The organism is Ensifer sp. NM-2, from assembly GCF_003024455.1.
Classification (GTDB): Bacteria; Pseudomonadota; Alphaproteobacteria; order Rhizobiales; family Rhizobiaceae; genus Ensifer; species Ensifer canadensis.
Map to the genome: position 1 here is coordinate 165,331 of NZ_PVZR01000004.1, position 22,364 is coordinate 187,694.

The 22,364-nt window shown below is 61.6% G+C and carries 21 protein-coding genes; 14 read left to right on the forward strand and 7 right to left on the reverse strand.

What is annotated here, in order from left to right:
- Nucleotides 1-2: 2 nt before the first annotated feature.
- The 8 genes from C6558_RS10265 (at nucleotide 3) to C6558_RS10300 (ending at nucleotide 9,127) form a co-directional block, all read left to right on the forward strand.
- Nucleotides 3-1,334 carry an O-antigen ligase gene (locus C6558_RS10265; protein WP_057226712.1) on the forward strand — a complete coding sequence of 444 codons (1,332 nt, stop codon included), beginning with the start codon at nucleotides 3-5 and terminating at the stop codon, nucleotides 1,332-1,334.
- A complete protein-coding gene (locus tag C6558_RS10270; RefSeq protein WP_107027206.1) occupies nucleotides 1,327-2,088 on the forward strand; it encodes a polysaccharide deacetylase family protein in 762 nt (253 codons plus the stop codon). The genes C6558_RS10265 and C6558_RS10270 overlap by 8 nt, the downstream gene beginning before the upstream one ends.
- Nucleotides 2,089-2,098: 10 nt before the next feature.
- On the forward strand, nucleotides 2,099-3,343 hold the full coding sequence (locus C6558_RS10275; protein ID WP_025428552.1) for a glycosyltransferase family 4 protein: 1,245 nt from the start codon (nucleotides 2,099-2,101) through the stop codon (nucleotides 3,341-3,343).
- A gap of 372 nt (nucleotides 3,344-3,715) precedes the next feature.
- Entirely contained in the window at nucleotides 3,716-4,816 is a 1,101-nt protein-coding gene (locus C6558_RS10280) for a glycosyltransferase family 4 protein (protein WP_244445466.1), read from the forward strand.
- Nucleotides 4,817-4,902: 86 nt separating this feature from the next.
- Nucleotides 4,903-5,292 (forward strand): VanZ family protein, encoded by a 390-nt coding sequence (locus C6558_RS10285; protein WP_025428554.1) that lies wholly within the window; start codon nucleotides 4,903-4,905, stop codon nucleotides 5,290-5,292.
- Nucleotides 5,293-5,450: 158 nt separating this feature from the next.
- A complete protein-coding gene (locus C6558_RS10290) occupies nucleotides 5,451-6,449 on the forward strand; it encodes a glycosyltransferase family 2 protein (RefSeq protein WP_025428555.1) in 999 nt (332 codons plus the stop codon).
- Nucleotides 6,449-8,614, forward strand: coding sequence for a glycoside hydrolase (locus C6558_RS10295; RefSeq protein ID WP_107027207.1), 2,166 nt, complete (start codon nucleotides 6,449-6,451; stop codon nucleotides 8,612-8,614). Before C6558_RS10290 ends, C6558_RS10295 begins: the two co-directional genes overlap by 1 nt.
- 90 nt (nucleotides 8,615-8,704) lie before the next feature.
- Entirely contained in the window at nucleotides 8,705-9,127 is a 423-nt protein-coding gene (locus C6558_RS10300) for a CBS domain-containing protein (RefSeq protein ID WP_025428557.1), read from the forward strand.
- A 198-nt stretch (nucleotides 9,128-9,325) separates the two neighbouring features.
- Here C6558_RS10300 and C6558_RS10305 read toward each other — a convergent pair whose 3' ends face one another.
- The 7 genes from C6558_RS10305 to C6558_RS10335 all read right to left on the reverse strand — a co-directional run bounded on the left by C6558_RS10305 (nucleotide 9,326) and on the right by C6558_RS10335 (nucleotide 16,309).
- The gene (locus C6558_RS10305) at nucleotides 9,326-10,030 is read right to left on the reverse strand and encodes an OmpW family protein (RefSeq protein ID WP_107027261.1); all 705 of its coding nucleotides are present in this window, start codon (nucleotides 10,028-10,030) and stop codon (nucleotides 9,326-9,328) included.
- 175 nt (nucleotides 10,031-10,205) lie between these two features.
- The gene (locus C6558_RS10310) at nucleotides 10,206-10,952 is read right to left on the reverse strand and encodes an ABC transporter ATP-binding protein (RefSeq protein WP_107027208.1); all 747 of its coding nucleotides are present in this window, start codon (nucleotides 10,950-10,952) and stop codon (nucleotides 10,206-10,208) included.
- Entirely contained in the window at nucleotides 10,946-11,758 is an 813-nt protein-coding gene (locus C6558_RS10315) for an ABC transporter ATP-binding protein (protein WP_025428560.1), read from the reverse strand. Before C6558_RS10315 ends, C6558_RS10310 begins: the two co-directional genes overlap by 7 nt.
- Nucleotides 11,755-12,606, reverse strand: a complete 852-nt coding sequence (locus C6558_RS10320) for an ABC transporter permease (RefSeq protein WP_057211290.1) — start codon at nucleotides 12,604-12,606, stop codon at nucleotides 11,755-11,757. The genes C6558_RS10315 and C6558_RS10320 overlap by 4 nt, the downstream gene beginning before the upstream one ends.
- Nucleotides 12,603-13,553 carry an ABC transporter permease gene (locus C6558_RS10325; RefSeq protein ID WP_256371971.1) on the reverse strand — a complete coding sequence of 317 codons (951 nt, stop codon included), beginning with the start codon at nucleotides 13,551-13,553 and terminating at the stop codon, nucleotides 12,603-12,605. The genes C6558_RS10320 and C6558_RS10325 overlap by 4 nt, the downstream gene beginning before the upstream one ends.
- 321 nt (nucleotides 13,554-13,874) lie before the next feature.
- A complete protein-coding gene (locus tag C6558_RS10330; protein ID WP_245449152.1) occupies nucleotides 13,875-15,332 on the reverse strand; it encodes an ABC transporter substrate-binding protein in 1,458 nt (485 codons plus the stop codon).
- A gap of 296 nt (nucleotides 15,333-15,628) precedes the next feature.
- Complete coding sequence (locus tag C6558_RS10335; protein WP_107027210.1) at nucleotides 15,629-16,309, reverse strand: YoaK family protein; 681 nt, start codon at nucleotides 16,307-16,309, stop codon at nucleotides 15,629-15,631.
- Nucleotides 16,310-16,559: 250 nt separating this feature from the next.
- Between C6558_RS10335 and C6558_RS10340 the strand changes: the two genes are divergently transcribed.
- The 6 genes from C6558_RS10340 to C6558_RS10365 all read left to right on the forward strand — a co-directional run bounded on the left by C6558_RS10340 (nucleotide 16,560) and on the right by C6558_RS10365 (nucleotide 22,350).
- Nucleotides 16,560-17,663 carry a LacI family DNA-binding transcriptional regulator gene (locus C6558_RS10340; protein WP_025428565.1) on the forward strand — a complete coding sequence of 368 codons (1,104 nt, stop codon included), beginning with the start codon at nucleotides 16,560-16,562 and terminating at the stop codon, nucleotides 17,661-17,663.
- On the forward strand, nucleotides 17,660-18,682 hold the full coding sequence (locus C6558_RS10345) for a polyamine ABC transporter substrate-binding protein (RefSeq protein WP_025428566.1): 1,023 nt from the start codon (nucleotides 17,660-17,662) through the stop codon (nucleotides 18,680-18,682). Before C6558_RS10340 ends, C6558_RS10345 begins: the two co-directional genes overlap by 4 nt.
- A 110-nt stretch (nucleotides 18,683-18,792) precedes the next feature.
- The gene (locus C6558_RS10350) at nucleotides 18,793-19,620 is read left to right on the forward strand and encodes an ABC transporter permease (protein ID WP_025428567.1); all 828 of its coding nucleotides are present in this window, start codon (nucleotides 18,793-18,795) and stop codon (nucleotides 19,618-19,620) included.
- The gene (locus C6558_RS10355; RefSeq protein ID WP_107027211.1) at nucleotides 19,617-20,396 is read left to right on the forward strand and encodes an ABC transporter permease; all 780 of its coding nucleotides are present in this window, start codon (nucleotides 19,617-19,619) and stop codon (nucleotides 20,394-20,396) included. The genes C6558_RS10350 and C6558_RS10355 overlap by 4 nt, the downstream gene beginning before the upstream one ends.
- On the forward strand, nucleotides 20,389-21,417 hold the full coding sequence (locus C6558_RS10360; RefSeq protein WP_107027212.1) for an ABC transporter ATP-binding protein: 1,029 nt from the start codon (nucleotides 20,389-20,391) through the stop codon (nucleotides 21,415-21,417). Before C6558_RS10355 ends, C6558_RS10360 begins: the two co-directional genes overlap by 8 nt.
- Nucleotides 21,418-21,423: 6 nt before the next feature.
- Nucleotides 21,424-22,350, forward strand: coding sequence for a nucleoside hydrolase (locus C6558_RS10365; RefSeq protein ID WP_107027213.1), 927 nt, complete (start codon nucleotides 21,424-21,426; stop codon nucleotides 22,348-22,350).
- Nucleotides 22,351-22,364: the final 14 nt, after the last annotated feature.

Below are 22,364 nucleotides of genomic sequence, written 5' to 3' on the forward strand. Positions count from 1 at the left end.
CAATGACGAGCGCCGCCTACGCCGAAACCAATGCCGCCGAAACGCTGCGGCTGCGTGTCGGCACCGTCCTGTTCATGACGACGTTTCTGTTCTTCTGGATATCGATCACCCCGTTCGTCGACCTGACGGGAGCAGCAGTGCTTGATCCGTCGGCCGGTAATTCGAACCGATTGAACCAGATCGTTTCTCTTTTGTTGTTTACGGGCATGCTCGGTTACGGCCTATGCCATCCGATGCGAAATATCATCCTGCAGCCGCGGCCGCTGCTTGCAGTGCTGTTTACCTGGTTCCTTTTCGTATCGGTGATCTCAGCCCACCCAATGCTTGGGATCAAGGGCACCGTTCTTGCCATCATGGTCACGGTCAATGCCAGCATCTACCTGCTGTTGCCCGCCAGCGAACGGCATTTTGCCAAAATGCTGGGCATCGGTACGCTCATCATGCTCGGCGTTGCCTATTACGGCATCGCCTTTAAGCCGATGCTCTCTATTCATCAGGCGTCAGAACTGCGCGAGCCCATGAATGCGGGTCTATGGCGCGGCCATTTCCCGCACAAGAACAGTGCGGCCGCCGCGATGGTGATCGCGGCCTTCTTCGGGCTTTTCGTCATGAATAGCTGGTCGCGATTGGCCGGGATCGCCATCGTGCTGCTGTCGTTCAACTTCCTCATCCATACCGGCGGCAAGACCTCGACCGCGATGCTGCCGGCGATCCTGTTGCTTGCCTGGATATTCGAGAAGATCCGTCTCCTGCGCATCCCGATCGTCATCGGTGGCGTCGGGCTGTTCAATCTGTTTGCCGTCGGATCAGCCGTATTCATGCCGCTCAGCGAGTTCATCACCGAACTTGGCATCGACGCGACGTTCACCAACCGGGCGGATATCTGGCGCTTCGCGTTCACCGCGCTCGCCGAGCAGCCTATCACCGGCTACGGTTTCAAGGCATTCTGGCAAACGGAAGAGCTGGTCCACAGCGGCGGAGCGATCGAGACCTGGGCGGTGGCGGCTGCCAACGGCCACAATTCCTATCTCGACATCGCCTTGATGACGGGCTTTCCCGGGCTGCTGCTCACGGTGTTGTGGATCCTCATCCTGCCGCTGCGCAATATTGCCCGCATGGCGTCCGCCGAGCAGCATTCACATCTCACGCGGCTCTTTACGCGCGTCTGGCTCTATACGATCTTCAACGCCGGCCTTGAGAGCTTGTTCTACGAGGGCGGCAACCTGCTGTGGTTCACCTTCCTGTTTTCGCTCTACGGTCTGCATTTGCAGGCCCGCGCGGTCCTTGCCTTGCCGTCTCAATCTGCCGAAAAAAGGGGCGTGGCCTATGCCTGAGTTTTTGCAAAAGGTTGACGGCCTTGTCGACCGGCTGGCAAATCGTCTGATCTGGCGCCTTGCTCAGAAGAAGCTCGCCGTTGCGACCGACGTTCCGCTCGTCTCGTTCACCTTCGACGATGTGCCTGACAGCGCCTTGCACCAGGGTGCCGAAATCCTTGAACGGCACGGCGTCCGCGGCACATTCTACATTGCCGGGGGGCTCGAAGGGCGGGTTGAGCCGGATCGAACCTTGATCACGGCTGCGGGTTGTGAGGCTCTCTCCAAGCGCGAACACGAAGTCGGCTGCCACACCTTCGGCCATAGCAAGATAAGGCGCCTCACCGGAGGCGCGCTTGCGCGCGACCTCGACCGAAATGCGGACTATCTGGCAGCCAGTGGCGTCGCGGAGCCGGCAAGGAACTTCGCCTTTCCTTACAATGCCGCCTGGCCGATGGCGCGCAGGGAATTGCGGCGGCGCTACCGTACGTGCCGGGCCGCAGGGGAGGCGATCAACCGCGGTGCGGTCGATCCGCTGATGTTGAAGGCGGTCGAGATCCGCCAGCCCGAAGCACACGCGCTTGCGCTGACCCGCTGGATCGACGATCTCGTCGCGCAGCCGGGATGGCTGGTCTTTTTCACGCACGACATCGCGCCGCGACCGACGCCTTATGGCTGTACACCGGAGACGTTCGAACAGCTCGTGCGATATGCCGTCGAGAAGGGATGCACCGTCCTGCCGGTCGACAAGGCACTCGATCGGCTTGGCGAATGAGGAGAGCGATGTGCCCAACACGGTAGCTGCCGGCAAGCGACTTCTCGCCATCAACAACTACTTCTATCGGCGCGGCGGCGCCGAGGCGGTGTTCTTCGATCATATGAAGATGTTCGCCGATATCGGCTGGGACGTCGTGCCCTTTGCCATGGAGCACGAGGACAATGAACGCTCTGAATGGTCCGAGTACTTCGTCTCGGAAATCGAATTTGGTCGGCAAACGAGCTTTCTGCGGAAAATAGAGCAGGCGGCAAGCGTGGTCTATTCGCGCGAAGGGCAGCGCAACATCGCCAGGCTGATCGACCGCGCGCGTCCGTCGGTTGCGCATGCGCACAACGTCTATCACCACCTGTCGCCGGCGATCTTTTCGACGTTGAAGACAGCAGGCGTGCCGGTTGTCATGACGGCTCATGACCTCAAACTTGCCTGTCCTTCCTACAAGATGCTGCGCGACGGCAAGATCTGCGAGGACTGCCGCGGTGGACGGGTCTACAACGTCCTGCGCCACCGCTGCGTCAAGGATTCGGCGATCTTGAGCGGTGTCGTGCTGGCAGAAACGGTGCTGCATCGTACGCTGGGCCTCTATCGCAACAAGGTCGACCGGATCGTCGTTCCGAGCCGGTTCTACGTGGAGAAGCTTGTCGAATGGGGCTGGCCGCGTGAGCAGATGGTGCACATTCCGAACTTCGTGGATGTGGACGATTACAGCAGCGCCTGGGACGAGGGCGACTATTTCGTTTTCGCAGGCCGGCTTGCGCCCGAAAAGGGCATCGCCACGCTGATCAAGGCGGCGGCACTTTCGAAACAGCGGTTGGTCGTCGCCGGTACAGGCCCCGAAGAGGCATCGCTTCGTCGGCTCGCGAGCGAGCTTAATGCAGACGTGACGTTCACCGGATATCTCTCAGGCGAGAGCCTACACAAATTGATCGGATCATCCAGGGCACTCGTACTGCCGTCGGAATGGTACGAAAATGCGCCCATCAGCTTGCTGGAAGCCTATGCTCTGGGACGGCCGGTGGTCGGTTCAGCCGTCGGAGGCATTCCGGAAATGATCCAGGTCGGGGAAACGGGCATGACGGCAACGTCGGGAGACGCCGAGGATCTGGCAAGGGCGCTGGCCGGCATGACCGCTCTTGGGCCGACAGCGCGCGCCCGCATGGGCGCTGCCGGCAGGGCGTGGATATCCAGGGATTTCTCCGCCAATGCTTATCGCGACAGAACGCTTGATCTCTATGCCGCGCTCGGGGCGACCTAGTTGGGCAGATTTATCCTTGCGTCATTAACCAAGACTTGCGAATATACTTACCGCGGCATTAAATATGTTCGTTTATTGATCGAACAATTAGATATTTAACGATTTAATTACGATCTTATTAAGTATTGTTAACGTAAATGGCCTTGGGTGCGCAATCTTTGAGGCCACGCCATGGGCAGGAAGTTACGAGTCTCGCAAGTTGATCGTCGGCAACAGCCGTCGGTTTCCACTGAGATTGTACAATCTGGAATATTGGAAGGCGTCGACGGGAAGGGCGGTACTGCCCAGCGTGGAGTCCACCTCGTGCACAATCATCGCGAGTTGACAGGCAAAGATCGACGGCTGAGCGCGCGAACCGGACGGCGGCGCGTGATGATGCTGGGCCTGCGCGGAATTCCGGATGTGCAGGGCGGCATCGAAAAGCATGTCGAGATCCTTGCCGGCAAGCTCGCGAAGCACGGCTGGGACGTCGACGTGATCGGGCGGCGCCGATATCTTCCGGCATCTGTCCCCTACAGCTGGAATGGCATTCGTGTCGTTCCGTTCTGGGCGCCGCGCCGGATGGCGCTGGAAGCCATCGTTCACACTTTCATGGGTGTTTGCTACGCGGGCTGGCAGCGTCCCGACGTGCTGCATATCCATGCGATCGGGCCAGCACTGTTCGTCCCGCTTGCGAGAATGCTCGGCCTGAAGGTGGTCGTGACCCATCATGGCTATGACTACGACCGGCAAAAATGGGGTGCTCTTGCCAAGGGTACGCTGAAGCTCGGTGAACGCCTGGGCATGCGCTTTGCAAGCGGGCGGATCGCCATTTCGAAGGATATCGCTGAGACCATGGGCGCGCGGCACAATGTGTCCATGGCCCTTGTGCCCAACGGGGTGTCGGTCACGCCGTCCAGGGGCGAGACCGGCATTCTTGCCGAGTTCGGCCTTGCGCCACGGCGGTACATTCTGCTTGCCGCACGGGTCGTGCCCGAGAAGCGCCAGCTCGATCTGATCCGCGCCTATGCCAAATGTTCCAGTCCGGAGTTCCGGTTGGTGCTGGCCGGCGGTGCGGAATTCGAGACGTCCTACACCGAGGAGGTGAGAAGGCTGGCAGGTGATATCGCAGGTGTCGTTCTAACGGGCTTTCAGTCCGGTGACCGGCTTGCGGAGCTTTTCGGCAATGCGGCACTATTCGTTCTGCCTTCCAGCCACGAGGGCATGCCGATCGCCCTGCTGGAGGCCATGGCCTATGGCTTGCCGGTTCTCGCGAGCGATATCGTTGCCAATGTCGAGCTTGGCCTTGCACGCGACGAATATTTCCCGCTTGGCGATGTCGAGGCGCTGGCATCGGCGATGACGGCGAAGCTTGCCAATCCGCCCAGTGAAAGCGAGATGCGCGCCCGTGCGGCGCACGCCGAAGCCGCCTATAGCTGGACAAGCGTGGCGGAAAAGACCGTCGCGGTGTATAGCGCGTTGGTGGCAAAGTAGATCGCGCGCAATCGCACGCGACATCCCTGTTGCCGTCGGGCTGATTTTTTGCCGTGTTGTGTGCGGTGCGGAGAGACAAGAACAGTATGAATATCAAACGCGCCGCTGGCCTATTTGGCTGGCTCATATTCGCCGTGATCGCCTATTCGACCCTATCACCACTCGATCTGCGCCCGCGTATGGGCACGTTCGTGCATGTCGAGCGGTTCGGCGCGTTCGGGCTGATGGGGCTGCTCTTTGCAATTGCCTATCCCCGGCGGCTCCTGCTTGTCCTCGGGCTCGTTTTGGCCACCGCCATCGGGTTCGAATTGCTGCAGGTGGTGTCGGCAGACCGTCACGCCCGGATCGGGGACCTCGCCATCAAATTGCTTGGCGGTGCATGCGGCGTGGCTTCGGGTTGGGTCCTTATCCGCAATCGGTCGCGTCTGCTGCAATTGCTGGTGCAAATAAACCAAAACTCAAAGTATCGCGGGTAGAACTGGCTGCGCCGGGACGCTTGGCTACTGCATAATTCCTTAAATCGGAATCGATTTAAGGAGAAAATTATGCAGCAGGATTCAAGCGTTACAGCGTCCTTCGCGCGTCATATTTGACGCGCGGCGCTGTAGACGCCCCGGTGATTTTGGAGGCGCGCTTGTCAGTATCCGTCATCATCAAGACGCTGAACGAAGAGAAGCGAATAGCGGCCACGATTGAAAGTGCGCTTGCTGCCCTCGGAGCGACAGGTGGCGAAGTCATCGTCGCCGACAGCGGCTCATCCGACCGAACGGTCGAGATTGCCGCGCAATATCCCGTCGTCATCGCCCAGATCAGCCCGCCGGCGCGGCCAAGCTGCGGCATTGGCCCGCAGCTCGGCTTTCAATACTCCAAAGGCGACCATCTCTGTCTGCTTGACGGAGACATGTTGCTCGACCGTGATTTTCTCGCCGTCGCCGTGGCGTTTCTCGCCGACAATCCTGAGGTTGCCGGCGTTACCGGCCATGTCCAGGAGATGCTGACGTCCAATCTCGAGTTCTCGCGTCGCGTCAATCGCAACTCGCCGGAAAACCGGATCGGATCGATCGACCGGATGAACGGCGGTGGGCTCTACCGGCGCGATGCGATCGAAGCGGTCGGTTACCTCTCCGATCGCAACCTGCACGGATACGAAGAATTCGATCTCGGCATCCGGCTGCGAAGCGCCGGATGGGGGTTGCATCGCCTTGACCGGCGTTTCGTTCAGCACTTCGGACATACTGTCAATTCCTATCGCCTGCTGGTTCGACGCTGGAAAAGCAAATATCTCTTCGGTATCGGCGAACTTCTGCGCGCGTCGCTCGGTCGGCCGTATTTCTTCCAGCTGCTGCGTGAGCTGCCGGAGCTGAAGCTCTGGTGTCTCGTCTATCTGTGGTGGGCGCTCTCGCTCTGTGTGCTTTTGTTCTCGCCGAGCCTGGCTGTCGGCCTGGGCATCGTCTTCGCTGTCCTCGCCGCAGTCATCGTGTTGATGAGCATTCGCAAAGGCAGCTTGAACATGGGGCTGTACACGGTCGTCGCCTGGTTCTTCCACGCCGCTGCACTGCCTGTCGGTTTTTTCGGGCGGCGGCGAAGACCGGAGGTTCCGATCGAGAGCAAGTTGCTTGGAGCGGTAGCTTGATGCGCCAGAGATGTCTGGCTACGGTGCTGGCGCTTGCGGTGATGTGCGTGCCTGCGCGCGCCGCGGATCAATGGGTTCCGGTGAAGGAGATCTCCCTCGAATTGCGACCAGGCAGCCCGCTCGACTTCTCGTCCATCCTGCCCAACGGCCGGATCGATGGCGGTCATAGACTGGTTGTCGGCAAGGAGGGACGTCTCGCCTATGCGAAAGCGCCGGATACGCCGGTCAGGATGTTGTGCGCCTCGCTTGCCTGGAGCCCTGCGTCCGGCGGCTCCCCCGATCATGAAGGCGCGGACCGTTATGCGCGCCAGCTGGCGATGCATGGCTACAACATCGCGCGCCTGCATTTCGTCGACGCAAGTCTGATGTTCGGGCGTGATCGGGATCTCGATTTCGACCCGGAAACGCTCGATCGGATCCAGTATCTGCTTGCGGCCCTGAAGCGCAACGGCATCCACTGGATTATCGACGGCCTGTCGTCGCCGCGTGGCGCCTATGGCGGTTTCGATGACCGCTGGGACACCGGCGGCGATGTAAAACTCATGCTACATCTGGACGATCGGACCTTTGAGCATTGGAGGCGGTTGCAGCAGGCGGTCCTCGGGCGCGTGAACCCTTACACAGGCGAAGCTCCGATCCGCGACGAGGCCCTGGCCCTGGTCATTCTGGCCAATGAGAATGGCCTGGAGTTTGAGGCGGTGGTTCATGATCGGCCCGGCCGGGCTCCCTATGACGACCGGTTGGCTCAGCCGTTCAATCTCTGGCTGAAGAAGCGTTACGGCACGACGGCGAGCCTGGCGAAGGTCTGGGGCGTGCTTGATTCCGGGGAAGTGCTTGAAACCGGCGGGATCAGGTTGCCTCGGGACCGCTATAACGACAGCCCGCGTCTGCGCGATCTTCAGGCATTCTTTGTCGAAACCGAGCGTGCCTCCACCGCACGCATGAGCAAGGTTCTGCGCGACCTTGGCTACACGGGCCTGATCACCAACTACAACAACTGGCCGTCGAGCCAGATGGCCCTCAGCAGGCGCGACCTCCAAGTCATCACGGCGAACACCTACCACGATTGGGTCGGCGGCTACACGCCGGGCAGCGAACTCCTTCAAACCAGCTCAATTGCCGATAGCGTCAACTACATCAGGATGATCGCTGCATCGCGCTGGCTCGGAAAACCGTTTGTCGTCAGCGAATACGACCACCTGTTCTGGAACCGCTACCGCTACGAGGGTGGTCTTGCCATGCCGGCCTATGCCGCCCTTCAGGGCTGGGACGCCCTTTGCCGCCACGGCCATGGACCGATCGCGCTCGCCTATGGTGAGCCGTTTCCGCATAAGCAAGCGATGCTGCCCTACGCGATCGCCCTCGATCCGGTTGCGCGCGCGGGCGAAACCCTGGCCGCCTTGCTCTATCGGCGCGGCGATGTCGCGACCTCGGATGTGACGATCCCATTTTCCGTGCGCGGCGAGGAGGATCTGACGGACGACATGCAGGCGCGCGAGCCGGAGTCTCTGACCGATCTTGCCCTGGTCGGTCGTATCGGTCTGGAACGCGCCGAGCGATTGGGTGATGCGATCGCGGTTACCCAGCCGCGGCGGGAAAGCAGCGACAATGTGCTGGCGCTGCTGCGTGCGAGCAGTAGGTTGAAGCCGGACAACGCAACGACCGTCGATGCCGGCATCTATCAAAGCAGCACCGGTGAAATCGTTCTCGATCGTTTCGCCAGGCAGCTGCGCGTAGCGACGCCGGCGACGGAAGCGATGGCGTTTGCGTCCCTGCGCGAACCGGTCGACCTCGGTGTGCTGCGGGTGGAGCGCGCCGACGGCAACGGTCTTGTCGCTCTCTCGGCGCTCGATCCTCCGGCAACCCTGTCCGACAGCCGGCGTTTCCTGTTGATCTTTGCAACCGACGCCCAGAACACGGACATGACGTTCCGTGACAGTGAAGAGAAGGTCATCGAGAGTTTTGGCCGGTTGCCGGTGTTGATCCGGCAGGGGACTGTCGATCTCTCCCTGTCGAAGACGGCGGCCAAGTGGCGCATTTCACCGGTGGGTCTTGACGGAACAGTTCACCCACCGGTCGTCGATGGCGCCGGTGCGGTTAAATTTCGCCTGAGCAACGACGGCCCGTCCGGCCCGACGACCTACTTCCTGCTGGAGTTGCGATAAGCGACGTTCGGCGAACAAGTCGGCCGTCAGGATCAATGATTGGCCACGATCTTCGGCTATCGTCATTCCTCCAAACCGTAGGAGGATGCAATGAGAACGTGGGAAGCGATGCACCCCGGCGCGCGCTGGATAGCGCCTGAAACGGACTTGCGCACCGTGGCAAGGATTATGCGTGACGAAGACATCGGCGCTCTGCCGGTCGGCGAAAACGATCGCCTCATCGGCATGGTGACGGACAGGGACATTGCGTTGCGGGCATGGGCAAACGGGCACGACGACGCTGCGTTGCTGACTGCGCGCGATGTCATGACAAGGGATATCGTCTACTGCCGCACCAGCGAAACGATCGAGGAGGCTGTTCGCCTGATGGAGAGCAAGAAGATACGGCGCCTGCCGGTGATCGATGACGAAAAGCGAATGGTCGGCATGTTGTCGCTCGGCGATATTTCGCATGCGAGCAGCCGTGAATTGACGACCGGATTGGTCAAGGCCGTCACCGCCCATCACGCATGACGTACGACTGTCCGTTTGGTTGCTGCCCTCGCCGTGTAACGGCGAGGGCGGAGATTTTCCACTGCATGTTTCCTTAAATCCTATTCGATTCAAGGATAAAAACATGCAGCCATTCAAAGCGCTACAGCAACCTTTGCGCGTCTAATATGGCGCGCGGCGCTATAGACCTGAAGCGGTGTCATCCGCTGGCGAAAAACGTCAGAAGCGGTAGGTAATGCCTGTGCCGATCAGCCAGGGATCGAGTTTGACCTTGCCCGTCACCGTGCCGGCGCCCGGCAGGGTCGCGTTGACCTCTGGCTCGAGAAACAGTTTCTTCACGTCGAAGTTGATACCCCAGTGATCGTCGAGCTTGATGTCGACACCGGCCTGCAGGGCCACGCCGAAGGTATTCTTGAGGTTGAAGCTGGAGAAGTCGCCCTGGGCTTTTTCATTGTAGAAGATGGTGTAGTTCACGCCGGCGCCGACATAGGGCTTGATCGTGTCGGTGAGATTGACGTGGTACTGCAGCGTCAGTGTCGGCGGCAGCAACCAGGCCTTGCCGATCTCGCCGAGACCGGCGATCGAACCGCTGCCCCTTGCGCTGTGCGGGGTCGTGCCCAGGACCAGTTCCGCCGCAAGATTGTCGGTGAAGAAGTAGGTGATATCGAGTTCGGGCACGACCGAGTTGCTGACGCCGACTTTTTCGCCGTCAAGTGACGTGCCATTCAACTGCAGCGATGCCTTGTCTTGGGGTAAAACGGCAAGCGCGCGGGCGCGGATCATCCATGGGCTCTGCTCGCTTGCAGCCGGTAGCTGAGCGGCGGCCTCGCTCGGCGCGGTAAGGTCCGAGGCTTGAGCCGCAGTGACCGAGGCCGCCAGCAAAACGAGTGCGGCGGCGGTTGGAAGGATGGAGCGAGTAGACATGATTCCGGACCCCCAGAAGAAGTTGAAAATTGCCATTCAGGGCATGCGGCGGCAGGGAATCTGCGGCCGGCGGCACTATGGGCAACTCCGCTCGACGGGGGGTTGTTCTAGATCAAGGTACTTTGTTCGTTGGTGAGGGGGTCGCTAACGGTAGATTCGTGAGTGACCGAAGCGCTCAGGCCGGCATGCGCGGAATGCTGGCAAGCAACCGCTGTGTATAGGGATGCTGGGGCCCCGTCAGGATATCGCGCGTCTTGCCGCTCTCGACCACCTGTCCCTTTTCGAGGATGACCATCTCTTCGCAAAGCGATGCGACGACACCAAGGTCGTGCGAAACGAACACCAGCGTCAGCGTTGCCGACAGCGTCTTGAACAGTTCGACGATCCGGATGCGGGTCGACAGGTCGAGAGCGCTGACGGCTTCGTCGGCAAGAATGATCTGTGGACGGGCGACGATTGCGCGCGCAATCGCGATGCGCTGGCGCTGTCCGCCGGAAAATTCGTGCGGGTAGCGTTGCATGGCATCGAGCGGCAGGCCCACAGCCTCCAGGGCTTGCGCCACCGCATCCTTGCGTGGACCGGCGATGCGCAGCGATTGCAGCGGCTCAGCGATGATGTCGAGCACCTTCTGGCGAGGATCGAGCGACGAATAGGGGTCCTGGAACACCGGCTGCACCGCGCGCCGGTAACGGCGCATGAACGCGCCATCGGCCGGATCGAGTGCATCGTCGCCGAAGCGGATCGTGCCGCTCGTGGGCCGCTCCAGACCGAGCAGCAGCCGCAGCAGTGTCGTCTTGCCCGAACCGGACTCGCCCACCAGTCCAACGCTGGCGCCGGCGCGCACGCTGAACGACACGTCGCTCAAAATCTTGCGGTGACGGGAATAGCCGAAGTTCACATTCTGCAGGTCCAGCATCACGATCCCGTCCGTCCAAGGGCCTCGTCGAACATGCGCGCGGCATCGACAAGCGTCTGCGTATAGTCGTGCGACGGGTTGCTAAACACGTCGACAACGGCGCCCTCTTCAAGCGCGATGCCGTCGCGCAGCACCATCACACGCTCGACCACTTCGGCAACAACAGGCAGGTCATGGCTGATGAAGAGCAGCGCCATTCCCGTTTCACGCACAAGCCCGTCGAGCAGCTTGAGGATTTCGGCCTGGGTGGTGACGTCGAGCGCGGTCGTCGGCTCGTCGGCGATCAGAAGTTTTGGGCGGCAGGCAAGCGCCATGGCGATCGCAACACGTTGGCGCTGGCCGCCCGACACTTCGTGCGGATAGGCGTTGGCAATGCGCTCCGGTTGCGGCAGGGCGACCTTGTCGAGCAGGTCGAGCACTTCGCGGTCGACCGCTGAACGCGTCGCGCGTCCCTGTTCGCGCACGAGCCTGCGGCGCACCGGCTCGGCGATCTGCTTGCCGATTCTCATCAGCGGATCGAGGGCTGTCAGCGGCTCCTGAAAGACGACGGCGGTTGCGACCCCGCGCAGCCGGTTCAGGCGCTTGTCTTCAGTGCCGACCACCTCCTGGCCATCGAGCACGATCGAGCCGGTGACGGAGATGTTCGCCGGCAAAAGGCCGGTAATGGCCATAGCGGTCATCGACTTGCCCGAGCCGGATTCGCCGATCAGTCCCATTCGCTCGCCGGAGCCGATGGAGAACGACAGGTCCGAGACCAATGTCTTGCCGCTAGCGCGGACGGTCAGGCCCTGAACGGAAAGCAAGGCGCTCATCGCGATCTCCCGCGTGTCGGGTCGCCGACGTCCCGCAGGCCGTCGGCAAGCAGGTTCATGCCAATGACCAGTGCGACGAGGGCAATGCCGGGTGCAATCGCGCCGACGGGGGCGGTATAGACCGTGCCCTGTGCCTCCTGCAGCAGCCTGCCCCAGGATGCGTTCGGCGGCGGTGCGCCCAGGCCGAGATAGGAGAGCGACGCTTCCGCGATCACTGCCAGGCCGAATTGCAAGGCGAAGTTCACCGAGAGCGTCGGCCAGATGTTGGGCAGTACATGGCGCACGACGACGCCGGGCCACGAGGTGCCGGAGGTCCGGGATGCGACGATGTAGTCCTGGCGCAGCACACGCTTGGCAAGGATCCGCGTCAAGCGGGCGACGATCGCCGAAATCGCCAGGCCAAGTGCCAGGGTCGCCGACCACAGGCTAGCACTGTCGCTGGCCGCGACCACCAGCATCGCCAGCAGCAGCGTCGGGAACGCGATCAGAATATCCAGGGTGGCGGCCATGACATCGTCGAGCAGGCGCGTCGCGAAAGCGGCGAGGATGCCGAGCGTCACGCCGATCGAGGCGCCGATCGCAACAGCGCCAGTACCGACGATCAACGCCGTGCGCGCGCCGATCATGATTTGCGTCAGGTAATCGCGGCCGAGCCGATCCGTTCCGACCCAATGCAGCAGCGACGGCGCTTCGAGCCGGCCGCCGGAGGCATTGAGCGGGTCATAGGGTGTCCAGAACAGGGTGAGGAGTGCAACCGCGACATTGAGGCCGACAAGGGCAAGCCCGATGGAAAGCGACAGCGAGTGTCTGCGGGCGGGTCTACCCGTCGAAAGGTCAAGCGCGGTCATGGCGCAGCTCCTGTCGCCCGTTCGCGCAAGCGGGGATCGATCAGCCGCTGAAGCAGATCGGCGGCAAAGCCGATCAGCAGCACCAGCAGGGTGGAGATGAACAACACGCCCTGGACGTTGGGGTAATCGCGCTGTTCGATCGCCAGCAGCAGCATCGAGCCAAGGCCGGGCAGGGCGAACACCCGCTCGACCACGACCGCGCCAAGCAGGGTCGTTGCAAGCTCGATGCCCAGGATCGAGACGATCGGCACGGCGCCGTTGCGAATGCCGTGCCGGATCAGCGCCTGCGAGAAACTGGCGCCGAGCGCACGCGCCGTCCGCAGATAGTCGCTGCCGAGAACATCTTGGGTTGCGGATCGGATGTAGCGGATCAGCGAGGCGGCCATGACCAGCCCGATCGTCAGCACCGGCAGCGCGAGCGCATAGAGAACCTGGCCCTCGTTCTGCCAGCCGCGCCGGGGATAACCGCCCGACGGAAAGAGCCGAAGATTGACCGCAAAGACGGTGACAAGCAGGATTCCGACCCAGAAGACCGGGATGGCGATGCCAAGCTGCGACACGGTCGATATGGCCGCGCCGTACCAGCGGTTGGCCTTGACTGCCGAAACGATCCCGAGCGGCACGGCGATCATAACGGCGAGCCCAAAGCCCAGCAGCGCCAGCGGCACCGTTACGGTTAGACGGGCGGCGATTTCCTCGATAACGGGCTTGCCGCTGACGAAGGACGTTCCGAGATCGAAGCGCGCAAGGCTGCCGACGAAGCGCAGGAACTGCTCCCAGAGCGGTAAGTTGGAGCCGACCTGTTCGCGCGCTGCCTCGATCTGCTGTTGATCGGCGCCGACGGAAAGCAGGGCGTTCGCCGGGTCGCCCGGCAGCAGGCGCAACAGCACAAACAGCACCACCGCCGCAATCAGCAGCGACAGGATCAGGATGGCGAGGCGGCGCAGGACATAGGCGAGAATGGTAGGCTTCCTTTCGTCCGACGGGTGTAATACCCGGGGCCGGAGCGCTGGCTTTTGCACAAAATCAACGAGGAGGCTACTGCATAATCCCTTATACCCTCATCGATTTCACGGGAATGATGCAGCACGTTTCGAACGCTGATGCGTCCTTGGCGCGCCATGACTGTCGTGTTGCTTGGAAAAGATCTGACGTAGCGTTGTCGACGCAATGAATCGCCGTCAGCTGCAAGGCAAAGGGAGCCCCCAACTCGCTCGGGGGCTCCTTACATGTACGCGACTATAACGGATCGCTTGGGAAACGAGCGATCAGTTCCCGCTCTTCTTGATGTTGTAGGCGAAGAACTGTGAGTTCAGGCCGTTGACGGGGTAACCGGTGACGGCGGAACTCGAAACCACGATCTGCGGATAGAGATAAAGCCAGTTGCTTGCCGCGTCCTCGGCGATGATGCGGTTTGCCTCCGTCAGCTTGGCCGCCTGCTCGTCGGTGTTGGCCGCAGCTTCCGATTCCTTGATCAGGTCGACAACCTTCGGGTTGTTGTATCCCCAGTAGAAGTCGGGATTGCCGTAGAACACGATGTCGCGGTGGTTGACGTGTTCCTGCAGCGTCGCCTGGAAGTCATGCGCCTTATAGACCTTGGTGTACCACTCGTTGGCGGTGATGATGTTGATTTCGACCTTGATGCCGACCTTCGCCAGTTCGCTCTGCAGGAACTGGGCAACGATCGGATGCGGATCATAGTTGGGCGTGTCGAGCTTGAACGAGAAGCCATCGGCAAAACCGGCTTCCTTCAAAAGCGCCTTGGCGCTTTCGACGTCATAGGCATCGACGCCGGTCAGGTCGACGTACCACGGATCGGTCGGCGGCACGAAGGAACCGATCAGCGTGCCGTATTCACCCCAGATCGACTGCAGAAGCTTCTTGTCGTCGACCGCGCGGGCGATGGCCTTGCGAACCTTGACGTTGTTGAACGGCTCGACCCTGTCGTTGAACGCCAGAAGCTCCTTGGTGGTCGACTGGCCGGCGGTCACCGTGAAATCAGGATTGTCCTTGAACTGGGCGATCGAATCCGGGCTCTGGACACTGGTGATGACATCGACGGCACCGGTCAGGAGCGCATTGTTCAGCGCAGTGGCATCGGTGAAGTACTGGAAGACGACTTCGCCATTGGTCGGCGCCGTGCCCCAGTACTTGTCGTTGCGGGTCAGCGCCAGCGACGAGCCGCGGCGCCATTCGTCCAGGCGGTAAGGGCCTGTGCCATCTTCACTGGCGTTCAGATCCTTCGCCGCGTCGTTGACGATCCAGACGTAGCTGAGGTTATAGGGCAGCGAGATGGAGCGGGCGGAGAGCTTGACCACCACCGTCTGGTCGTCGGGCGTCTGGATCTCGCTGATCGTCGCCAGGCTCTTCTTGCGCGAGCTCTTGGAATCCGGTGCCACGACGCGCTCGATGCTGTGCTTCACATCCTGCGCCGTCAGCGGGTCGCCGGAATGGAAGGTCACGTTCGGCCGAAGCTTGAACGTATAGGTCAGGCCGTCCTCGCTGATGGTCTGCTCGGCCACGAGGCCGGGAGCGACGTCACCCGCGTCGGTCAGCGTGAATAGCGCCTCGTAGACGTTGCCGTTGAAGGCTTCGTTGATGCCCTGGCCGGCGCCGGCGGTGTTGTCCAGATTCTGCGGTTCATAGAGCGAGCCGATGACGATGGAGGCATCCGGATCGAAGTTTGCGTCCTGCGCGAGCGCTACCGTGCTCGTCGACAGAACCATGGCCAAGGCCGCGGTGGCGAGGATAGAACGCCTTCCTTTCCGGCCCTGTCCTGAAAGTCTGCCAAAGTCGATCGTGTTGCCAGTCATTTCCCTAACTCCTGCATATATGCTCATTACGCGAGGTCGCGCTTGCCATCCGAATGTACACATCGGGCGGTTGCGGCGCATCATACAAATTCCCCACCAATTTAGTGGGAATTTTGGTTCGTTTTGTTTGGCGAAGTTGAAATTTGCACCCGCTGTTGGCATCGGCAAGCGAAGGGCGTTCCTAAAACCGGAGGGCCGCTCCCGCCGGTTCAGCGCTGCGCATATCGCTGCGACCACCGCCGCGGAATCATCAACACCAGCGTGAACAACAGACCGGAGAGGATTGTCGGGGCCCAGAGCGAGAGCTGTCCGAAGCGGTACTCGAGCATGGCGCCGACGATCGCCCCGCCAAGCATGCCGATCCAGGGCACGATCTGGATCGTCCATTGTATGTTGCCTGTGCCGATGATCCACCGGCCCAAGCCACGGCCGAAGCGGGACAGGGCGCCCGTTACATAGGTGAGACTGATCGGCAGGCCCTCGATATGCTCGACAGAGGCGTTCACGACGCCCATGGCAAGGACGATGAAATAGAAGCGCAGTTCGTTCGGCAGGTGGTCGCCACCTGCGGCGGTAAGGGCGAGGGTGACGGTGACGCCGAAAAGAACGCCGCCCGCACGAAACCTGCTTGAAACGATCGTTCCCATGGCATTGCCGACAACGAAGACCGCGAGCGAGCCGAGAAGGATGAGCGACCGCAGGATGTTGCCTTCGGCGACGGCTGTCGCGGCTCGTGTCGTGTTGCCGCTCATGAAAGAGACGAAGTCGCCGACTGTCAGCAGGCCGATGGCGTCGGTCATTCCGGCCAGAAAGGAAATGAGCGCGACCACAAGAAGCGCGGTCCCGGTTCGCTGGCGCCGCACGATCCGGCGCCTCCGCTGAAACGTCATGATGGTATCCTGCAGGGTTTTGCTGGGGCCGTTAAGTGATGTCGGTGAACAGGTGGCATTTGACCGCTTCGCTTTACTGTCAGCATTTCAGACTGAACCAATGGACGCGAGTCGGTGGCCGCTTGTCCACAGTCCACGGTCCGATTGGATCCACAATTTCATCCTGTGCCGGCAAAAGGATTCGACAGTTGCGGCATTCTGATATATCGCATGATTAATCGTTTAATCATCGATAACGGAAACCACGGCCTTGGCGCGTTCCGGACCAAAACTGACGAGGATTGCCAGAGCACTGGGCGTCTCCGCGGCGACGGTCTCCAACGCGCTCTCCGGTAAGGGGCGTGTCTCTGCCGAAATGGCCGAGAAGATCCGCGCGACGGCCGCCGAACTCGGTTATGTCCCGAGCCTTGCGGGCAGGGCGCTCCGCACCGGCCGAACCGCCGTCATCGGGCTCGTGCTTCCCGATATCGCCAATCCTCTCTTCCCGCAGATCGCACAGGCAATCGAGCTGGCTGCGTCGTCAGCCGGTTACGGCGTTCTGATCGCCGACTCCCGTGGGGACGTCACCACCCAGACCAAGGCCATCGAGCGGCTGATCGATCGCGATGTCGACGGCATGGTCATCGTGCCGCGGCGAGGGACCCGCATCGCCGATGTCGGCTGTCCCGTGGCGGTCATCGATACGCCGTCCACGCCAGGCAATACTGTTGCCGCCGACCATTGGGGCGGGGGCCGCCAGATCGCCGAGCATCTGAAAGCGCTCGGACACCAGCGTGTTCTCATCATCGGCAACAATCCCGCCTCCAACGTGCAGAACGACCGCATCGGCGGCATTCGCTCGGCGCTTGCCGAGGGCGCATTCGTCGAAACCCTGTGGATCGAACCGCTCGAGCGCGAGCAGGGCAAGGGCTGTCCGCTCGGCCTTGCCGAGAAGGTCGCGCAAGGTTTTACCGCCTTTGCCTGCGTCTCCGATCTTCATGCGCTCAGGGCGCTGACCGAACTGCAGCGCGCCGGCATCAACGTGCCGGAGAGAGCAAGTGTTACCGGCTTTGACGATCTCATTTGGTCGCCGGTGGTAACGCCGGCACTGACCACGGCGCGCATGGACATGACGCGGATCGCCGCGATTGCCGTCGAAGCACTTGTAAAAGCGATCGGCGAGCGCGACCCGACCGATGCCGCCATCGGCGCACCGGTGACCGCCGACAACGCCGAAGTGCCGATGCAGCTGGTCGTGCGCCAGTCGAGCGCCGCGCCGCCCAGAACACAGTTCCAGCCTGCCCAGACGATCGCCAACGCAAGTACGATTGCCGACGCCAGAACCTCAGCCCCCGAAGGAGAACACCAGCCATGAAGAAGATCCTGCTCGCCTCCAGCGCGCTTTTGCTCGTCGCTGCACATGCCGCTTCCGCCCAGGAAAAGACGCTGACCATTTCCGTCTACGGTTTTGCCCAGGACGCTTTCAAGGAACTGGTCTACACGCCCTTCGAAGCCAAGTGTGGCTGCAAACTGGTGGTCGAGACCGGCAACAGCGTTGAGCGCCTCGCAAAGATGGAGGCCAACAAGGCAAGCCCGGTCGTCGATATGGCCGTCGTCTCCATGGCTGACGCTCTCTCGGCCTCGCGCGCCGGCCTGATCGAAAAGATCGACAACACGAAGCTCACGAATTTCAACAAGCTCTACGATCTCGCCAAGGATCCGAACGGCGACGGCATGAGCGTCGGCTACACCTTCTACGCAACGTCGATCGTCTACCGCTCCGACAAGATGGAAGTGAACTCCTGGGCTGATCTGCTCGACGAGAAGAACGCCAGCCATGTCGCCTTCCCGAACGTCACCACAAATCAGGGCCCGCCGGCGCTCTACATGGTCGGTGAGGCGATCGGCAAGAATACGCCGGATCTGAAGGAAGCCATCGCCGCCGTCGGCGCCAAGAAGGACGAAATCGTCACCTTCTACGTCAAGTCTTCGCAGCTCGTGCAACTGATGCAGCAGGAAGAGATCTGGGCCGCCCCGATCGGGCGTTTCTCCTGGGAGGGCTTCACCAAGCTCGGCCTGCCGATCAAGTGGGCGACGCCGAAGGAAGGCCAGACCGGCGGCATGAACGTCATGGTTCTGACCAAGGGCGCCAAAAACCAGGACCTGGCGCTGGAATTCATGGACTTCTGGCTCTCGACCGAAATCCAGACGGCACTTGCAGAAAAGCTGGTCGACAGCCCGGCCAACAAGGACGTCAAGGTCGCGCCGGAAATCGCTGAAAACCTCACCTATGGCGAGGAAACCGTGAAGAGCCTCAAGCTCATTCCGTCGGCCGTCGCTCTCGACAACCGCGAAGCCTGGCTTTCCGAGTGGAACGCCCAGGTCGGACAGTAACAGCCATCGACAAACGCCCCCATCGCCGTGATGGGGGCAATTTTGCGGGTCGGCCGGCAACCTTTGAGCCGATCCCGCAGTGAATGAACGCGACGAAAGGAAGACCAGGGATGTTTCAGAACCGCGCCGAGGCACTGGCGCTCGCTTTGCCGGCGGCGGTCTTTGCGGCGATCGTCTTTCTGGCGCCCGTCGTCATTCTGCTCGCCGAAGGCTTTCGTAGCGCCGACAGCTGGTCGCTGACCGCTTATGTCGATTTCTTCACCGACCCGCTGAACCGCACGGTCTTCCTGCGCACGTTCCGGCTCGGTCTGATGGTGACTGCCGTCTCGGCCGTGCTCGGCTATGCCGCTGCCTTTGCGATCGTCAATCTTTCGCCGCGCAGCAAGGGGCAGATGATCGGCCTTGTCGTGCTGCCGCTGATGATTTCGTCGGTCGCCCGCACCTATGCCTGGATCGTCATTCTCGGGCGCACCGGCATTGTCAACCAGGCGCTGCAGCTCATCGGCCTTTCGGACGAACCGATCCGCTTTCTCTTCACCGAGACAGCCGTGTTTATCGGCCTGTTGCAGCTGTTCCTGCCGCTGATGATCCTGTCGCTGATCAGCGCGCTCGAGAACATGCCGAAGGATGCCATTCCGGCGGCGCGCGTGCTGGGTGCCAACTGGTTCCAGGTGTTCTGGAAGGTCATTCTTCCGCTCACAAAGGAAGGTCTCGTCATTGGCGGTACCCTGGTCTTCACCGGTTCGCTGACTGCCTATATCACCCCGGCAATCCTCGGCGGCTCCAAGGTGCTGATGCTCGAGACGCTGCTCTACCAGCGCGTCACCGTCGCCAATGATTTCGTCTCGGCGAGCGTCATTGCCTTCATCCTGATCGTCATGAGCTTTGCCGCCAATCTACTCCTGAAACGGCTCGCCACCGCGAGGAACAAGCGATGACCCCCCGCGTCTTTTCTCCCCTCGTCCTGTTTCTGGTGATCGCCTTCCTGATCGGGCCGTTCTTCATCATCGTCGCGGCATCGCTGTCGGGCGGCGAGACCCTGGCTTTCCCGCCGCAAGGCTTCTCGCTGAAATGGGTCGCCAAGGTCTTCACCGTCGAAAGCTTCCGTGAAAGCTTCGCCGTGTCGATGTTCCTTGCCATCGGCGGTACCGCAATGGCGCTGGTGCTTGGCATTCCCGCTTCATACGCGCTTTCGCGCTACAAGCTGCCCTTCGGCGAAACCATCCGCACGATCGTGTCGTTGCCGATCATCGTGCCGGGTATCATCGTCGGCCTGGCGCTGCTGCGCTATATCGTCGTACCGTTCGGATTCAACATCACGCTCGCGCTCTTCCTTGCGCATACGGCGCTGGTGCTGCCCTATGCTGTGCGTGTCGTCTCGGCGAGCCTCAACAATCTGCGCTCCGACATCGAGGAGGCAGCGGTGCTGCTCGGCTCCTCGCGCGCCGGAGCCTTCTTCCGGGTGGTGATACCGAATATCCGCAGCGGCATTCTCGCTGCCTTCATCCTCGGCTTTGTGACGAGCTTCAACCAGGTGCCGGTCTCGCTGTTCCTGTCCGGTCCTGGCGTTCGCACGCTGCCGATCGACATGCTCTCCTATATGGAGATCACCTACGACCCGTCGGTGGCCGCTCTTTCAGCGCTGCTCGCCTTCATGTCCATCGGCATCGTTTTCCTTGCCGAACGCTTCCTAGGATTTTCCCGCTATGTCTGACGCTTCCTTCCTCAGCCTCGAAAAACTCACGCTCGCCTATGGCGATACCGTTGCGGTGAAGGATCTCGACCTGTCGATCCGCAAGGGCGAACTGGTGGCGTTCCTCGGTCCATCCGGCTGCGGTAAGACGACGACGATGCGCTCGATTGCCGGGCTGCTGACGCCCGCCTCGGGCCGCATTAGCCTCGACGGTGTCGACATCACGCGGGTTTCCGCCAACAAGCGTTCGGTCGGGCTCGTCTTCCAGTCCTATGCGCTCTTTCCGCATCTGTCGGTTTTCGAAAACGTCGCCTTCGGCCTGCGGCTGAAGAAGCTGCCGGCAAACGACATCGAGAGGCGTGTGACCGCCGGCCTCAAATCCGTCGGCTTGTCGAAGTTCGCCACGCGCAAGCCGGCAGAGCTTTCCGGCGGCCAGCAGCAGCGCGTCGCGCTTGCCCGTTCGATGGTGATGGAGCCGAAGGTCCTGCTGCTCGACGAGCCGCTGTCGAACCTCGACGCCCGGCTTCGTTTGGAGATGCGCACCGAGCTGCAGCGCGTGCAGAAGGAAACCGGCGTGACGATGATCTTCGTCACCCACGACCAGGGCGAGGCGCTGTCGCTTGCCGACCGGATCGTGGTGATGCTCAACGGCGCCATCGAGCAGATCGGCACGCCCGAGGATATCTACAACCGCCCGGTTTCCCGCTTCGTTGCCGACTTCGTCGGCTTCGAGAACATTTTTGCAGCCGAAGGCGGCAAGCTCAAAGCCGCAAACGGCCCGATTTCTCTTTCCGAATCCCTGCCGCCTGACACGGCAGGGCTTGCGTGGCGTCCGCGCATGGTGACCCTTGGTTCAGGTCCTTTCCAAGGCACTGTGCGCGGAGCCTCTTTCTCAGGCAGCACACGCGAATACCTGCTCGATACGCCGCTCGGCGCGATCAAAGCCGAAGAGGATGCGGGCCTGGTTGCGCACCAGCCGGGCACGGAACTTACCTTCGATCTGCCGGTCGCCAAGGCGGCCCGGCTTGAGCGGTTCGGGTAACCAACTATGGGCATCTGGATCGATACGGATATGGGTTTCGACGACATCGCTGCGGTGCTCGTCGTTCTCCATGCCAATGAAACGATTGACGGCATCTCGCTCGTGTTCGGCAACACGCCGCTCGAGCAGGTCAAGCGCAATGCGGCGAGTGCGGCCATGGCATTCGGCTGGTCGTTTCCCATCCATGAGGGCCGCGCCTTGCCGGTGCTCGGCAGGCTCGAAACCGCGGAGCGGATCCTCGGGCAAACCGGCATGCCGACCGCCGGCCAGACGCTTCCGGCGGCCCCACCGCTGCCGACGGGCGACGCCTTCGCCGCGCTCTGCCGCTGGTTGGAGGAGGAGACCGAGGAGCCGCGCCGTATCCTGGCGCTCGGGCCGCTGACCAACCTCGCCGCGCTCTGCCTTGCTCGCCCGGATCTGGCCGCGAAGATCACCGACCTGACCTGGATGGGCGGTGGCGTGACCAGCGGCAACCATACGGCCTCCGCCGAATTCAACGCTTTCGCCGACCCGGAAGCACTGGCGATCGTGCTGGCGCACGAATTGCCGCTACGCATGGTCGACCTCGACCTTTGCCGCAAGGTCTTCGCCTATCCCGATGATATTGCACCCATTCGTGCCACGGGCGGTGTCAATGCCACGCTGATCGCCGATCTCTTGTCCGGCTACGTTTCCATCGGCACCAGCCGCGGGCGGCCGGGCATGGCGATCTACGATCCGACGGCCGCAGTCGCGTTCGTCAATGCCGGCGCGGTCTCCTTCCGCAAGGCGCGCATCGATGCTGAGCTTGCAGGATCGCTGACCCGTGGGCGTACAGTGGTCGAGACGCGAGAAAGCCATGCGGCCTTCAACGCCGAATACGCGACCGACGTGCATGCGGAAACGGCACGCGCCCAGATCCTCGGCGCGTTGATGAAGGAAGCCGCCAAGTGAGCCGTGTGCAGGAG